This window comes from Asticcacaulis sp. AC466, assembly GCF_000495815.1.
Taxonomy (GTDB): Bacteria; Pseudomonadota; Alphaproteobacteria; order Caulobacterales; family Caulobacteraceae; genus Asticcacaulis.
Map to the genome: position 1 here is coordinate 136,773 of NZ_AWGE01000005.1, position 17,074 is coordinate 153,846.

A 17,074-nucleotide genomic window follows, 5' to 3' on the forward strand; every position below is an offset into this window, starting at 1 on the left:
CGATCTGCAACACACCTGGTCAAATTGTAATATAATTATAACCAAAATTTAACAGGGGTTTGACATCTGTAGTGAATGTAGCATTATTAATGTAGTCTATGTAGCCATGGCAACAACAAGAAGAAGGGGTGAAAAAGGATGAATATCTCTAAGAAACAATGCGGTATATCGCGAGCTGCACTTGCGTTCGCGCTGCTTTGCGGATTTTCAGGGACGGCGGGGCAGGCGCTTGCCGGTCCTCAGGATTCCAAAGTTACCGCAGATGCCAAGGCAGACGAGGCCGATAAGACGCTAGACACGACCGTCGTCGTTGTCGGCTCACGACAAGCCCTCAAAACGGCCCAACAAACCAAGAAGTCAGCTGACACGGTCGTCGACTCGATCACCGCTACAGATATTGGCGCCTTTCCAGACAAATCGGTTGCCGAGGCGCTGCAACGGGTGCCGGGTGTGACCGTCATGCGGTCGGTCGCGGGCGGTGACGTGATGCACTTTCCGGCCGAACCGACGGGTGTCATTATTCGCGGTCTTCAGCAGGTTAAATCGGAATTCAATGGTCGCGACATCTTCAGCGCGGGGTCGGCCTCGGGTCTGAGCTGGGAGGATATCTCACCTGAAATGCTGTCGGGAGTCGACACGTATAAGAACCTCACCGCGGATATGCTGGAAGGTGGGGTTGCGGGGACGGTCAATCTGAAAACGCGGCTCCCCTTCGATCAGAAAGGCCAGTTGATCTCGGCGACTTTGGAGGCCGACTATGGTGATCTTAGCAAGAAATGGACGCCGAACGGGTCTGCGCTATATTCCAACCGCTGGCATACGGAGTTGGGGGACTTCGGCTTCCTGGCAGATATCGCCTATTCAAAAATCGAAACCACCAGCCAGGGCGCGATACTGCCGCGGATGATGCCGTTTGCGGCTGGCACCTATACCAGTAACATGAACTTTATCCCATCGGGGATCAGTTACAACGACACGGTCTATGACCGTACGCGCAAAGGCGTCTCGCTGGCGGGCCAATGGGCCAGCACGGACAACCATTTCAAGGCGACGCTTCAATACAACAAGTCGACTTATGAAAACACCTGGAATGAAAATCAGTTGCTTAGCTACTGGGCTTGGGTTGATCCCGCTACGACGAACGAGTCGACGGTCTGGACGGACGGATCGCTGATCGCACCACCCGATGCACCCGGCCTTGGCATCAATCAGGCGGGCGGCGGCACGCCGTTCACTTTCGGCGCCGATGGCTTATTCCAGAAGGGCGTTATAACCGCTTCCGCAGGGGGCTGGGGGTATGGCGCAATCGCTGACTGGGGTGCGGACCCGGTGTCCTATGCGGCGGGATCGACCGACCAGTACGGCACCTATAGCCAGTATGGTATCGACAAACCGGTCTATCAACCGTGCCTAAACTCAGGGGTTACGCACGCCAACCAGCCGTGCCGATTGGCGCCGTCTGTCAATCTGGCCACGCGCTACAGCACGGAAACCCGGACGGTCGAAGACACCGCGCTTAATTTTATCTGGACACCCACCGACCGGCTAAAACTGACCTTCGACGCCCAGCATGTCCTGTCGGTCAATACCCATTACGACATCACCTATCGTAACGGCACCTACGCCAATCTGGCGGTCGATCTGACGGGTGATTTGCCAAGGCTGAACTTTGAACTGCCGTCCGGGTACAATGTGGTCGGCACGAATCCCTTGTCCGACTATCGCAACTATTTCAATGAATCGATCATGGATCACCTTGAAGACAGCAAGGCCTCCATGAATGCCGTTCGGATCGATGCCGCCTATGCCTTCGACAATCCCTGGTTCAGCGAAATCAGAGCCGGTGTTCGTATGTCCGAACGTGACCAGCTCAACAAATGGTCGGCCTATAATTGGCAATCAATCTCCAGCAACTGGGGGGCCAATCCAGCCGATTCCTTCCACCTTGACGCCCCGGCGACGGCGAACTTCGCCGGCTACCCCGGCACGTACTGGCAGACGACCGCGTTCGGCACAGACGGCCTGCTGAAAGGCCTGATCGGGCAGAACACGTTTGTGACCATCAAGCCGGATTACCTCAAGGACATCAACTTGATGGAATCGACCTTCGGGATGACGGCCCAATCGGCGAACGGAAAGACCCCATCGTCCAACTGGGATCCGATCTGCATGCGCGCCGCCAATATCTCCGGCACCTGTTTCCAGCCGGGTGAAATCCTGAATGTAAAGCTGAAGCAGGATTCAGCCTATGTCATGGCCAAGTTCGGCGGTCCGGACGCCGTCGTATTCGGAGACATTACCCTGTCGGGGAATGTAGGTGTTCGCCTGGTTGAGACGAACCTGACCAGTGTCGGGGCTGTCAATTTCGCTGTTCCGTTCACCGGCGAGGAATTGACCTGCCTGCCGCTGAGCCCCGAACAGATCGCGGCCCTTGGCCCCAATCAATACGCAGTCTCGCCGGGGTGCCTGGCACAAAACTCCCTGGCGGATCAGTCTTTCTCGAACGGTGGTTATACCAGTTCGACGGTCAAGACCAAGCACACCTATACCCTTCCAAGCCTCAATCTGAGGTTCTCGCTGCCGGATGGCTGGATTGTACGGTTCGCCGCTTCGCGCGGCATGTATATGCCAGACATAGGTCTGCTCAAGAACTATACGACATTGCAGCGTAGCTACGTGCCGCAGTCGGCCATCGCCGTCGGCAATCCCAGCCTTGTTCTCAATAGTGCCGGCCAGCCAGTGAGCTATATTTATGGCTACTCCGGAAGCACGGGTAATCCGCGCTTGCGGGCAATCCAGGCGGATCAGTTCGATCTGTCGGTCGAACGCTACTTCGCTGAAGTCGGGTCGTTCAGCTTCGATATCTTTAGCAAAAAGTTCTACGATTACATTCAAAACGGTACGTTTGTGGTCCCCATGACCAATAATGGCGTCACGCGCAACGTGGCTGTCAATGGTCCGGTGAACGGCGATGGTGCGAGTGTAAAGGGCTTTGAAGTGGCTTATCAGCGCTACTTCACCTTCCTGCCCAAGCCGTTCGACGGCCTAGGCATCCAGGCCAACTACACGCACCTGCACAATGAAGGCGTCAAGAACGCCAACCTGACGCTCGACACGGCGGATGGTTCCACCATTACGCGTTCAGCCCAGGAAGGCATGATCAATCCCGGGCGCCTGGAGCAGCTTTCAGATGATTCCTACAATCTGATCCTGATGTACGATAAGGGACCGTTCGGCGCCCGGCTCGCCTATAACTGGCGGTCGAAATATGTCAATTCGGTCAATGACTGCTGCATCGGTTTCCCGGTTTGGAATGCAGCTGAAGGGTTCCTGGACGGGTCACTGCGCTATGCCCTCAACACCCATACAGAAATTGATCTGCAGGGCACCAACCTTCTCGATACCCGGCCGAAAATTTATCAGGAGGTTCTGGGACCAACGGCCGCAAACCCAAACCAGGCGCCTCTGTTCCTGCCGGCGGGGACGTTTGCGTTCGACCGTCGCATCCAGGTCAGCATACGCCTCAAGTACTAGCTCCCACCTGCGTCGGTGGGGGAAACCTTCTCCTGGTCTATGCCGCCTCCCTTTTCACGGCATGACCTAACTCAAGGCGCGCAGCGAATGTGCTGCGCGCCCCTTTTCTTCACAACGCTCCAGGGACACTGCCGATGAGCGAGTCTGACAAGACATCAAGACGGGTCATTATCGTCGGTGGCGGGACAGCCGGATGGATGGCCGCTGCCTGCTTGTCGAAAGTGTTCGGACCTCAAAACCTGACCGTGACTCTCGTTGAGTCGGCGGAAATCGGGACCGTCGGCGTCGGCGAAGCCACGATACCAATGATCAATATGTTCAACATGATCCTCGGTATCGATGAGATTGATCTGGTTAAGGAAACTGAGGCGACGTTCAAACTCGGCATCGAATTTGTCGACTGGGCGCAGCTCGGCCAACGTTATTTTCACCCGTTCGGTAATTACGGGGTCAATATGGAGGGCATCAATTTCTTTCATTACTGGTTGCGCCTGGCCAAGCACGAGGGCGCGCGCGAGTATGGGCAATTCAATCTGGAAACCCTGGCGGCCAGTCAGGGGCGATGCGGGGCAACCGCCGACGACACGCCACAGCTGAAACTCAACAAGGCTTATCATTTCGATGCCCGGCTCTATGCGTTGTTCTTACGAAAATATAGCGAAGCCCGCGGCGTCCATCGTATCGAAGGCAAGGTTTGCCAAGTTGAACTGGATTCCGAATACGGGCACGTGCGTCATCTCGTGCTCGAAGACAATTGCGTCATAACGGGCGATCTGTTTATCGACTGCTCCGGCTTTTCGGGTTTGCTCATTGGCAAGGCCCTCGGCGTACCCTACGTGGACTGGAGCCATTGGCTGCCATGCAACCGTGCGGTGGCTGTAGCCTGTGAAGCCGTTGAGCCGCCTGTGCCCTATACCCGTTCGACCGCGCGGGAAGCGGGGTGGCAATGGCGAATCCCGTTACAACACCGTACGGGCAATGGCTACGTCTTCTGCGACGCCTTTCTGCAGGAAGACAGGGCGGCGGAACATCTGCTTTCGCATCTGGACGGGGCGCCCATCGCCGAACCGCGCCTGCTTAAATTTACCACCGGTCACCGGTCGCGCATGTGGGAAAAGAATGTCGTCTCCTTAGGACTCGCATCCGGATTTCTGGAGCCGTTGGAATCGACGTCTATCTACCTGGTCCAGAGTGCGCTTGCCCGCCTTATGGCGCTGTTCCCGGCCGGCGATGTCAATCCGAATATCCGCGCCAAGTTCAATGACGACATGAATAGCGAATATGAGCGCATCCGCGACTTCCTGATCGCCCATTACAAGTTGACCAAACGCGACGACAGCCCGTTCTGGAATCAGTGCCGCACGATGGACGTGCCAGACAGCTTGACGGCACGGCTGGACGCCTTCGAAAAGGAAGGAATACTTCTCGAATATCCCTTCGACCTATTCAAGGAAACCAGCTGGTTTGCCGTCCTGGTAGGGCAGGGCCTTTTCCCAAAGTCATATCATCCATTGGCCGACGCCTTGCCGCGCGACGCGTTTTTACGTCGTATGACGCAGGTGCGATCGATGGTTCTGAAGCGACTGCCCACTCTGCCGCCCCACGCTCAATACATAGCGCAAATCAAGGGGACGCAATGAGCACCTTCGCCACTCAAAGAAAGCATTACAGATGAGGACATGTTTCTTACCACTGGTTGCCGTGATGGCCTTCGCCACGGCGATGCCGGGCCTGGCCCAGGCCAAGCCGCCCAGGCATCGCGCACCGACACCTTCTCCGTCTCTGGTGGGCCACGGCCAGTTGCTTGGCGCACCCGTGGGCGCAGCAAAAACGCCGCCGATGGGATGGAATAGCTGGAATGCGTTTCGTACCGAGGTTGACGAAGACAAGGTCATGGGTGCGGCGAAGGCCCTGGTGGATGAGGGACTGTCAAAGCTCGGATATGTCTATGTAAATCTCGACGACGGCTGGTGGCGCAAGCGGCGTCTGTCCGACGGCCGCATGATCGTGAGGACCAGTATCTTCCCCTCTGCGACGACGCCTGACGGCAATACCAGTTTTCGTCCGTTTACGGACCGTCTGCACGCCATGGGCCTGAAGGCCGGCATTTATACGGACATAGGGCGCAATGCCTGCTCCCAGGCCTTTGATCTGCATTCACCGAATTTGCCGGAAGGGTCTGCCGCTGAGCGCGAGGTCGGGCTTGACGGGCATGTCGAGCAGGATATCGGCCTCTATTTTGGTGAATGGGGCTTCGACTACATTAAGGTCGATGCGTGTGGATTGGCGGACTATGCGCCAGGATCGGCTCTGGTCAAGGACAATGGCTATGTCGGGTTGACGCCGGAAATCTACCGCGATGCTATCAACAGGACCGATGATGCGGCGGTAAAAAAGCGCTATGCGCGGGTCGCGGCGGCTTTGAAAGCGGCAAACCCGGACCAGGACTATGTCTTCTCCATCTGTGACTGGGGCATGGCCGATGTCCGGTCCTGGGGCAAGGACGTCGGCAGCATGTGGCGCGCCAGCAGCGACATTACGCCCAACTGGAGCAGCATGCTCCACAACTATGACGCCGTGGCCAAGCGCGCGCTCTACGCAGGTCCCGGCCACTGGAACGATCCTGATATTCTTTACATCGGCCAGGGGGATTTTGACGCGGATCATCTGACCGAGGCCAGGACGCACTTTACGCTTTGGGCCATGATGAGCGCCCCGCTATTGATCAGCTATGATCTCAGGCGGGCCCCGCCATCGCTTTTAAATATCTGGAGCAATGCCGACCTCATCAAGGTCGACCAGGACCCCGCCGGCAATCAGGCAATCATTGCCTACGATTCTGATGACGTCCAGGTGTTGGTGAAGACCATGGCGGATCATAAAAAGACCGTGGCCGTGTTCAACCGCACAGCGTCGCCGCTGACGGTCGCCCTTCTGGCCAGCCAATTGAAGTTGCGCGATGATGTGTCGGTCGAACTTGTGGATCTTTGGTCGAAGACGAAGAGCGAATTCAAGGGACAATTGAGCATCACTCTGGCGCCCCACGAAACCCAGGTCTTTTCAGTGAGCGGCGAACGTGAATTGGCCGATGGCGTCTATCTGTCCGAAATTCCAGGCGCGATCAATGTGGCGGATGACGGCGTGAAAACACCTGTCCCGGACCCAACCATTCACCGCATGATCGATCCTTGGGCCGGCACCACATCCGGCAGCGTCCATCCACAATATGCGGGGTGGGGCGGGGCCCAAGCCGACGCGACCCCTTACGGCCAGGGCTTGCAAATCGCCGGGGAGGGCTTTCACAGCGGCATTGGCGTGCTGAGCAACTCACTGCTGCAGGTCAAGACCGACGGCGCTTACCGGACATTGCGCACACAGGTCGGTGTGGATGATTCAACGCCGAACCCAGGCCGGGCCGTGACCTTTTACGTCTATGCAGATGGCAAGCTCATCACCCAGACGCCGCCCATGAAATTCGGTGACAAGGCTCGCGAGATTACCGCCGACATCACCGGCCGCCACGTCATCGAACTGGTTTCAAGCAGTGCAACAGCGGTAAACGAACAGCCTGTCGTCGTGACCTGGGGCTCAGCCAGGCTGCTGAAATAGACAATGCAGCCCTGTAAAAGCGTTTGCGACGTAACCGTTGCGGCTTTCACGCGCGACATTGCACCGGTTAATGAGCCGGTGGTGTTGCGCGGGCTGTGTGCCGACTGGCCATCTGTAAAGGCGGCGCGTGAGGCGGATTGCCAGATCGCCGCTTATCTTAAAGCCAGGGCGGGGGGCGGATCCATTGAATTCCTGACGGCGCCACCGACTATCAAGGGCGAATTCTTTTACGGAGATACGCTGCAAACGCGCAATTTCCAAAAGTCGCGCGCCGCATTTGGCGACGTGCTCGACCGGTTGCTGGCCTTGGCGGCAGAGGCCACGCCACCTGCCATCTACATTCAGTCAACGCCCGTAGATGACTGCCTGCCCGCCTTCAGGACCGGGAACCGGATGCCCCTGCTGCCCGATTCCGTAAGTCCGCGCATCTGGATCGGCAATGCCGTTCGTATTCAGACCCATTATGACCTGTCGGACAATATCGCCGTGGTCGTGGCGGGGAAAAGGCGGTTCACCCTATTTCCTCCCAATCAGTTGCCGAACCTGTATATGGGGCCTTTCGAACAGACGCTCGCCGGCTCGCCCGTCAGTCTGGCCGACATTGAAAACCCCGACTTTGTCAGGTTCCCGCGTTTGCGAGATGCACTTGACACCGGGCAGCTGGCTGAGCTTGGGCCGGGCGATGCTCTCTTCATTCCCTATGGCTGGAGGCATCATGTTCGGAGTCTATCCACTTTCAATGTCCTGGTGAACTACTGGTGGACCGACAGCCCGTCGCACCTACAGGCGCCTTACGGTGCTTTGTTACATGCGATGTTGATGGTGCGCGACATGCCTGAGCGCCAACGCGATGTCTGGAAAACAATGTTCGATCACTTTGTTTTCGGCACCCACGGTGAACCGGGCGCCCATCTACAGCCGGATGATCTGGGCATGATGGCAAGATTGACTAAAACGGGGCATGAAAATGCCTTCAAGACATTCGTCCAGGGCCTTGTCCGCCAGGTGCAGTCGTTTCGCTGATCAAAGCCAAGACCGGAGGGTTGGCTGAGGGTTCCTTCCTATTTGCTCACCGAATTTCAACCTTTGTTCCCAAGCTGAAGGCGCCCAGCGAGGAGTTCCACTGTTGCTTCTTCACCGCGTCGTCAGCATTGGCGAAACGGATCGCAAAGCGCGCATCTTTCGCAAGACTGGTATCGGCGTCGGGCAGCGCCAGCCAGATTTCTTGTGCACCCGTCGGCAAGTCGTCTGGAAGCGTGATATCCAGCGTTGCGGCGCTATCGACATTCGGCAGCCATTGGCGTGGGTCCACGCTGTGTGACGTGATCCGGTGTACAGCGCCGGATATCGGATCTCTTAGCACAATCTCCACGGCCCGGGGATTGTAGATCCGCGCCCAGCCGGAATTTCGCACGACAATCGATATCGAAAACGCTCCCCCCCGTGAGGCGGTTGTCGGATGCGTCGCACTGACCAAGGCGATCCGGTAGCCCATACGACGGCGGACATCGGTCATGCAGCCTTCCTTGATCCAATTGTCGTGGAATAGCCGGCGATAGTAACCGTCGTTAAGATAGGTGAGATTGTATCGTGCGCCCTCGCTTAAGATATCGTTGCATGTTGTGCGCGGCTTGGCGTTTGGGTCATCCGCGGGGTTACAGGTCTCGCCACCAAACGGGCCCAGATCGCCAAGTTCGTCGGTGAATGTCTGCTGCTCCGCGCGCGAGGCGGGCGCTTCGTCATATGTGCCGACGTCCGTCTGGCTCGCCAGGAAGCAATCGTTGTGGAAGCCGAACCGAAACGTGCCATTTAGGGCTGCGGTCAAGGGGGGCAGGCGTGGCGACCAGTCGCGGATATAGGGAGGATAACGAAACTGAATGAACCGTGTGTCAGGAACCGCGTCGAGCAATGCCGCCTTGATCTGGTCACGGTTTTCCGGCGATGTGAGATCGTTAGACGAGGTATGCCACTCGCCCCATGCGCCAATAAAACCGGCTTGTACGAAGGCTATGACGTCTGCATTTCGGCGCAGAACGGGCTTGAGTTGGGCCAGATGGTCCTTCACGCGCGCGATGGGCGCGTCCTGCGCGTCATGATATTCGGTTTCGCCGTTTGGGTAGTTGTAGGTCGCGCGGACAATCAGCTTGATGCCGCCGCGACGGGCCGTCGCAAATCCCGTCTCAATTTTTTTGAGATAGGACTGGGGAAGGTCTGCGTTACGATAGGCGGCAAGATTAATCCTGGCATAGATCAGCCGATAGCCGTCGGTGTAGGCGTTTGCCACCTCAACGGCGCTCAGTGCGTCAAGATCGGTAGAGGCAGCCCGGTAGAAACCGCGCTCCGGATTTGCCAACTCGGCATCTGTGGCTGTGAAAGTCACCTGGGCGATGGCGGTTCGGTCGCGATCCGACGTTTCCGCCCGGGCGTGAAAAGGACCGCTCGTCAAGAGGATCAAAAGGGCGGTCAGAGGAGCTGAACCGCGTAGAGAACGCCGCATATTCGTTGTCGCAAGAGTCATGATTTGACCTATTCTGGCTTGGCGATTTTCTCAAACCTTATTGGTGTATGGGCGCGGATTCGCTAAGCTAAAATCTGTAGCTGACCCCCAGTTTGACCGAGGCGCCGTAGCGATAGTACCCCTGAGGCAGCATGCGATTGCCGTTTATGCTATAGGTATTGGCTTCATTGAGCAGGTTTTGGCCTTCAAGCGTGATGTCGGTCCGGTCATTGATCTTGTAGGACGCGTGCGCCGTTACCCAGGTGATCGGATCGGCTTGCTCGTTGTAGCCTTCGCCCAATACGTTGATCGCCGTCACGAAGCCATCGGTATGGTCGCCGGTAAGACTGAGCGAGACGCGGCCGTGCTCATAGAATAGGCCGAGTGAGTAGACCGATGGCGCAATGCCTTCGAGCGGACGCTCCTCATCTCCGACCCAGCTTTTGGCCCAGTTGCGCGTATATTGCGCGCGCATGCCAAGGCCATTTTCGAGGAAATGTTGCAGGCCGATTTCGATACCTCTGACCTTCGCATGATCCCCGTTGATAGGGCGGCTGATATTGAACAAATGACCGGGCACGCCGATGTCCTGACCCGGCTCCCAGCTGGTTGTGATCTGGTCCTTGATCTGCTTATCGAACACCGCGAAGTTGAATATCGAATTCTTGCCGAAATACCACTCAAGCGACGCATCGAACTGATCGGCAGAATAGGGCTTAAGCGTAGCGTTGCCGCCGTAGACTTGCGTAAAATCACCCCATGACACGCTCTCGGTGGTGCTTGTGGGGGCCAGCGTTTCTACCGAAGGTCGGGCCATGGTCCTGGCCGCGCCCAGGCGCAGGCGCAGTTCTTCCGTAATGCGGTAGTTGAAGTTCGCGGACGGCAGGACGTAGGTATATTCATTGTCCTGACTGACCGGTGTGGGGGCGGCGTAGACGGCCGTATAGTTGAACGCGCCATTTTCGATGATGTTCAGAATCTTCGCATCCCAGGCCTGGGCGGTGGTGTTCGTCCGAACCACACGCAGGCCGGCATTGCCGGTCCAGCGTTCGCCGGCGAGATTGGCTTGCACATAGCCGGCCCAGGTCTTTTCAGTGACGCGATAGCTCTGAAGCGGGTTCCATACGGGAGCGGCAGAGGCATATGTGTAGACCTCGCCCGGGTCTCCACCCGCCCGGGGATGTCCGTCATAGGCCGCGAGAGCTTTCTGATAATTTGCGACATCGAAGGCCAGGAAGGTGTGCGGGAAGTCAGCGTTCACGCCGCTCATGAAGTTAGGCAGCGTAAAGCTGTGCGAAACAACGTTGCCCGCCAAATCGCCGACATTGATAGCGTGGTCGCCCGAGTAGTAGTCGGCGCCGCCCGTCAGTGAGTTATTGATCAGATCGCGTGACTTGCTGCGGTCGGTGTAACTGACGCCAAACTGCAGGTTATCGACCCAAAACCGGCCAACCGCCCACTTACCCGAAACCGTTGCCCCGTTGATGGCGTCGTCAATATTGTCGCCGGAAAGTGAGAAGTAGTGCGTATTAAAATCGGCGTCTGTAAACTGCCCGTTCGCCAGGCCGCTGGCCAATTCGCGCCCATCGTCGAAGTTGACGGTCACGTTCGGCACGGCCGCGCCGGTGAGGGAGATGTGGGCCGAGTTGGGCTGGTTCATGCGAAGCACAACATAGCTGTCCTGCCCGCCAGAATGCCGGGACGACGTCGAGCGATATATATCACCGGTCAGGGTAAGCGTATCCGACACGCGCCACTCGGCATTGGCGCCATAGAGCTTCGTCTCAACGACGCGATATGTGGTTTGATTGAGCAGTTCCGGATTGAGGCGCAGTTCCGGATCGGGATTAGTCATGTCGAAACTGGTGACGATGCCGTTTTGGATCACCATGTTGGACCAGCGTCCCGGTGCATAGAGCGGATAAAAGGACTGCTGGTAACCGACTTGGGGAGAATCGAGCTTCGTCGTCAATCCATCGATAACCAGGCGGAAGTTATCGGTCGGGCGCCATTCGACCTTGGCCGTAAAGGCAGACCGTTTTTTCTTTTCCAGGATAGAGCCCACGCGGAACTGGCCCGGGGCTATCAAGCCATATTCGTCCGGGTCAAGTACGCCATTGTTATTCGGGTCGATATTGCCGCCCCACGCATTGCCATAGAGCCAGCTTGGGTCATTCGGGTCCGGATTGCGCGTCCAGCCGCCATCGTTTCCAGCCTCATCCGTACGATCATTGCGGTTTTCCAGCACAATACCGAAAAGAACGCCCAGCTTATCGTCGGCAAATGTATTGCTGTAGACGCCCGAAAACTTCTTGCCGTCCAGCTTGGACATCAGATTTTTGTCGCCCTCCAGGCGTACAATCCCATGCTGCCCCCGTTTGTCGAACGGACTGGCCGAGCGCAGATTGATCAGTCCGCCAATGGCGCCTTCCGTCAGCGACGCCTCAGCCCCCTTGATCACATCCGCACCGCTGATGACATCGGACGGCAAAACATCATAGGCAAAATCGCGGCCCGCGCCATCGGTGGCAAGGATGCGCCCGTTGAAGGTAGACAGGGTGTATTCGGGGCCAAGCCCGCGCACACTGACCTTTTGCCCTTCGCCGCCGGCCGTGCGGGATATCGACACGCCGGTGATGTGGCTCAAAGAATCGGCGACATTGTCATCAGGGAACATGCCCAGTTCGAGGGCGCTTATCGAGTCCTGGACAGTTGTGGCATCCCGTTTCAGCTTGACTGCACGTGCGACACTGCCGCGTACGCCCACGACGACGACTTCCTGCGTGGGTTGGTCGTTCACATCCGGTGTCGGCGGTGTCTCTTGGGCATAGGCCAACGACGCGGCGAAACTGAGCGTCACGAGCGCGACGCCCGAGGTGAGCCATTTTTGATATCGGGATGTCGTCGGCATGAGTCTGTCTCCTTAAATCGCGAATGAATGAGGTGTCGGTTCCCTTATCTTGCGATTTATGTACATCTTCATTTTCATGTCTACATAAACTTTCGTTATATATGCAAAACGAAAGAAAAAGGTAGTAAATTTGACACATTTTTCGGATGCGCTCCTATATCCCGCTCTCGGTCTATGGCCGCGCCGTTCAGTTTCGCCGGATTTACTGCGCTTGCGGCGTGGACTCTGAAAAAGCAAATTGCAGCCAAACCGACACGGTGGACAGAATCATGCCATGAGCGCCAATTATCAGGGCTCTGCGCCCGGTCACATCTTGTCGCCCATATTTCGAACCTGCTAAGGCCAATCCGAATGTCTACTCACGCCACGTCAGTACCTTTTTCCGACCTGTCTCCGCGTATCGTCGTTTTCGGTGTCGGAGGCGCCGGTGGCAATGCCGTGAACAATATGATCGAGTGCGGGCTTGTTGGGGTTGAATTTGTCGTAGCGAATACCGACGCCCAGCACCTGGAACGGTCTGGGACGAAAAACCGGATCCAGTTGGGTGCGACGGTCACACAGGGCCTTGGTGCAGGCGCCAATCCCGAAGTCGGCCAGAGAGCGGCCGAACTTTCGGAAGCCGAAGTCGCCGAATTCCTTACCGGCGCGCACATGGTCTTTATCACCGCGGGCATGGGGGGCGGCACGGGCAGTGGTGCGGCGCCTGTCATCGCCAGGATCGCGCGTGAGCGCGGTATTCTGACCGTGGGCGTCGTCACAAAGCCTTTCACATTCGAAGGTCGGCACCGGATGCGTCTGGCGGATGCCGCCATCGGCGAACTGGCGCGCTATGTCGACACTCTGATCGTTATTCCGAACCAGAATCTGTTTCGCGTTGCCACGGAGAAAACAACCTTCGCACAGGCGTTCGGCATGGCCGATGATGTTCTGCGCGCCGGCGTGCAATCCATCACCGACCTGATCGTCCTGCCCGGATTGATCAATCTCGACTTTGCCGATGTGCGGGCCGTGATGGCCAATATGGGCATGGCGATGATGGGAACCGGCGAAGCGACGGGTGAGGGCAGGGCGTTGCAGGCGGCGCAGAATGCTATTCAGAATCCCCTGCTGGACGAAGCCTCCCTGCACGGTGCCAAGGCCATCCTGGTCAATGTGACCGGCGGGCTCAATCTCAGCCTGCACGAAATAGATGAAGCGGCGAATGCCATTTCGCAATGGGTGGATCCTGAAGCGAATATCATCTTCGGCGCGGCGCTCGATCGCGACATGGGCGACCTGATCCGTGTCTCGGTCGTTGCCACCGGCATGGACGTCAAGACCGCCGCCGCTGTGTGAAACGGGCCTGTGCGCGGATACGAAACGCTTGGGTTGTGTTTCGATAGGCATATCTGTTTCCGGTTTTCCGCACTCGCTTTGCATTGTGTCTGAAGCGAAACAAAAGACGACGAATTTGGCGCAATTCCCTTTCTCATCTGGTTTCCCTTTCCGCCGTTGAGGCTGCAAGGTTGAATTTGTGCCCCGTTTGGGGGATAAGCGAAACCTAAGGCGGGCGGGATGCCTGCGGCTAGGGCTAAGACTATGGCGGAAGACACCGTAAAACTGACGCGCGACACCTCCGAGCGTCGCCGCGAGATTACATCCATGCTCAAGTCGCGCGGCAGCGTGCAGGTCGTGGCGTTGTCCGAACAGTTCGGCGTTTCGATGCAGACTATCCGCAAGGACCTGCATTATCTCGAAGAGCACGGTATCGCCACCCGGGCCTATGGGGGCGCAATTTCGTCCGACGTGGTGACGGTAAATGCCGAGCCTCCCATTGAAACCAAACGTGTCATTCACACCGAAGAGAAAGAACGTATCGGTCAATTGGCGGCGGCTATGGTCGAACCAGGTGATTCCATCATGTTGGATTCAGGCACGACGGCCCTGCAGATCGCACGCTTTTTACCGGATGAAGAAGACATTACCGTCGTTACAAATGACTTCGGCGTGCTGTCCGCGTTGACGCAAAAACGAAAGATAAAGATCATTATGCTTGGAGGCGAGCTTCGCCGCAAGAACATGGCCTTCTATGGTGCCCAGACGGTGGCGGCGCTAGATGAACTGTTGCTCGACAAGCTGTTTCTTGGCGTCGATGGGTTCGATGTCGAACGCGGCATCACGACGCATCATGAGCCTGAAGCGCAGTTGAACCGCAAAATGGTTGAGACGGCGCGTCAGGTCATCGCGATCACCGACTCGTCTAAGTTCGGCAAGGTCTGTCTGCACCGGATCATCGATATCAGTGAGATAAACGCGTTGATTACCGATTCAGATGCGCCGGACTATATCCGCGATGCCGCCGATCGCCTTGGCTTCACCTTGCATCTCGCCTGAGCAAGCTGGCGACGCACTGACCGCTCGGCAAATTTGTTCGATTCGAATCCTATAAGGGTGCGGCCGAATATACGTCGTCACACTTTCATCATTGTCTTATTTTTCCAGCTCAGAAGCCTATCGAAAATAAAGCACGGGAGGGCTTTAGGTGCGGCAAAGGAGAAGGCGATGGCAGACAGAGTAGTGATGATTTCCGGTGCGGACTCCGGTATTGGCGCCGCATGTGCGAGAGCTTTCGGCAGAAAGGGTGACAAGGTCGTTGTTCTTTATCACACGGATGTCGACGGCGCGGAAACGACCGCGGCAGACGTGAAGAATGCGGGCGGTAAGGCGCTGGTCCTGCAATGCTCCGTCGATGAAGCAGAGTCGGTGGAAGCGGCCTACAGCGAGGCGGAGGCGCAATTTGGATCGGTGAACGTTCTTGTCAATTCCGCGGGCATCAACATGGCGAATGTCAATGTCCGGGACATGCGTATCGAGACATGGAACGACCGCATTGCAACGGATTTGACCGGGGCGTTTCTAATGTCGCGCCGGTTCCTTTCGGGACGTAGAGATTCCACGGATTCAGCCTCACTTGTCCATATCTCGTCTATCCATGCCGAAGTCGTGCGTGCCGGAGGTGCGGCCTATTGTGCCGCGAAAGGCGGACTTACGAAACTCGTACAGACACTCGCGGTGGAGGAGGCGGGGCAAGGCATTCGAGTCAATGCCATCGAGCCTGGAATGATACTGACGCCAATGAATCAGAGAGCGCTCGATGACGACGACTACCGAAAAGCGCTCGAAAAGAATATTCCGATGCAGCGGGCAGGTAAGCCGGAGGAGGTCGCCGACCTCGCGGTATGGCTAAGCTCCGACGAGGCCAGCTACATTACCGGGGCCACAATTACAATCGATGGCGGCCTGTCACTCTTGCTGGGGGTTGGGGCATGAACTTGTCGGAAGGCAAATCAATCTCGCCGGATTCTGTCACGGGCGATGAAAAGGAACGAGTCGAGCCGACCCGCCAGATCGTCGATTTTAATGTGGAAGAGCTTCAAGACATTGTGCTGGACGGACCGCCCCGGTTTACGAGCCGCGACCTGATGAGTCCCTTCGTGTGGAAGGCGGGAAAACGTTACGGCATCATGGTGCGTGCCGTGCCGAGCCACGATCAGGAGAAAACGGATACGGGAGAAATCTGGGCCGGCTGGAGCGATGACGGCGTGTCATTCAAGATGCTTGACCGACCCGCGATCGTAGCCGGGCCGGACGCGCAGGATGCCGGAGGCGTGGAAGATCCGACGGTCGTCCAACGTGAGGACGGGTCCTACGTCGTCTATTTCACCGGAGTATCATCGGATATGACCCATGGTGAGATGTTCTACGCTGTTGGGGCTTCGCTCGACCGGTTGCAAAAGACAGGTGTGGCTCTGGCTTCGACGAAATCTATGGGCAATACCAAGGAAGCGACGATTGGCCAAACGGCGGACGGTCATTGGCGGCTGTTCTACGAATATGCCGCCGATGGCGCCTCGCGTATCGGGCTGGCGATCGGCACGAATATCGATGGACCCTGGACAGAACAACCGACACCGTTCATGCCGCGTGAAGACGGTTGGGACAACTGGCATCTTTCAACCGGTCCGATGCTGATGGATGATCCGGACTGTCCCGTCATGTTTTATAATGGCGCGACGGTGGATGCCCGGTGGCGGATCGGCTGGGTGGCTTTCCAAAGAGACTGCCTGAGCGTGGCTGACCGCTGCGTGCAGCCGCTGCTGACACCGCCGCCCGTCGCCGACCGTACCGATACTGACATCGCCTTTGCCGCCTCGGTCATCGTCGATGACGGCCAGATATGGCTCTATTACTCGCTTGAGGATAGGCGATTGAGCCGGGCCCTTCTCAGGCGGACTTGACCTCAGGCTGACCTACCCGCCCGCTAATCCGTTGCCCTGTCACAGCATTCCTGCAATTCCGGCGTCAATTCCGGAGTTTGGTTGGGTTTCTCCGTCACCTTGTTTGTTGTTTCACGTCGCTTGGCTCGGGTTGAGGGGGTATCAGGCGTTATCGGAGCCTTTTGCGGACTTGTTGTCTCGGCCATGGGGTTTTCCTTACGTATCTGAGCTGACGTTCCTGCTGGGTAAGCGCCGGTATACGAAAGG

General features: G+C 57.2%; 9 protein-coding genes and 1 pseudogene. 8 read left to right on the forward strand and 2 right to left on the reverse strand.

Annotated elements, in window-relative coordinates; all coding sequences use genetic code 11:
* Positions 1–138 precede the first annotated feature (138 nt).
* The 4 genes from AEAC466_RS27905 to AEAC466_RS27920 all read left to right on the forward strand — a co-directional run bounded on the left by AEAC466_RS27905 (position 139) and on the right by AEAC466_RS27920 (position 8,166).
* Complete coding sequence (locus AEAC466_RS27905; RefSeq protein ID WP_023457060.1) at positions 139–3,534, forward strand: TonB-dependent receptor; 3,396 nt, start codon at positions 139–141, stop codon at positions 3,532–3,534.
* Between the two features lie 134 nt (positions 3,535–3,668).
* Positions 3,669–5,174 (forward strand): tryptophan halogenase family protein, encoded by a 1,506-nt coding sequence (locus AEAC466_RS27910; protein WP_023457061.1) that lies wholly within the window; start codon positions 3,669–3,671, stop codon positions 5,172–5,174.
* Between the two features lie 31 nt (positions 5,175–5,205).
* The gene (locus tag AEAC466_RS27915; RefSeq protein ID WP_031238288.1) at positions 5,206–7,143 is read left to right on the forward strand and encodes an NPCBM/NEW2 domain-containing protein; all 1,938 of its coding nucleotides are present in this window, start codon (positions 5,206–5,208) and stop codon (positions 7,141–7,143) included.
* Between the two features lie 3 nt (positions 7,144–7,146).
* Positions 7,147–8,166: a cupin-like domain-containing protein gene (locus AEAC466_RS27920; RefSeq protein ID WP_023457063.1), complete on the forward strand. Its 1,020-nt coding sequence runs from the start codon at positions 7,147–7,149 to the stop codon at positions 8,164–8,166.
* A gap of 46 nt (positions 8,167–8,212) precedes the next feature.
* Here the strand turns inward: AEAC466_RS27920 and AEAC466_RS27925 are convergent, their stop codons facing one another.
* A complete protein-coding gene (locus AEAC466_RS27925) occupies positions 8,213–9,661 on the reverse strand; it encodes a DUF4832 domain-containing protein (RefSeq protein WP_023457064.1) in 1,449 nt (482 codons plus the stop codon).
* Positions 9,662–9,728: 67 nt separating this feature from the next.
* A complete protein-coding gene (locus AEAC466_RS27930; RefSeq protein ID WP_023457065.1) occupies positions 9,729–12,551 on the reverse strand; it encodes a TonB-dependent receptor in 2,823 nt (940 codons plus the stop codon).
* A gap of 351 nt (positions 12,552–12,902) precedes the next feature.
* Between AEAC466_RS27930 and ftsZ the strand changes: the two are divergent.
* From ftsZ to AEAC466_RS27950, 4 genes and pseudogenes are all read left to right on the forward strand, one after another.
* Positions 12,903–13,883: pseudogene (gene ftsZ / locus AEAC466_RS27935) on the forward strand (cell division protein FtsZ); the annotation flags it as partial.
* A gap of 246 nt (positions 13,884–14,129) precedes the next feature.
* On the forward strand, positions 14,130–14,924 hold the full coding sequence (gene agaR, locus AEAC466_RS27940) for a transcriptional repressor AgaR (protein WP_023457067.1): 795 nt from the start codon (positions 14,130–14,132) through the stop codon (positions 14,922–14,924).
* Between the two features lie 168 nt (positions 14,925–15,092).
* Complete coding sequence (locus AEAC466_RS27945; RefSeq protein WP_023457068.1) at positions 15,093–15,860, forward strand: SDR family NAD(P)-dependent oxidoreductase; 768 nt, start codon at positions 15,093–15,095, stop codon at positions 15,858–15,860.
* Positions 15,857–16,828, forward strand: coding sequence for a hypothetical protein (locus tag AEAC466_RS27950; RefSeq protein WP_023457069.1), 972 nt, complete (start codon positions 15,857–15,859; stop codon positions 16,826–16,828). Before AEAC466_RS27945 ends, AEAC466_RS27950 begins: the two co-directional genes overlap by 4 nt.
* Positions 16,829–17,074: the final 246 nt, after the last annotated feature.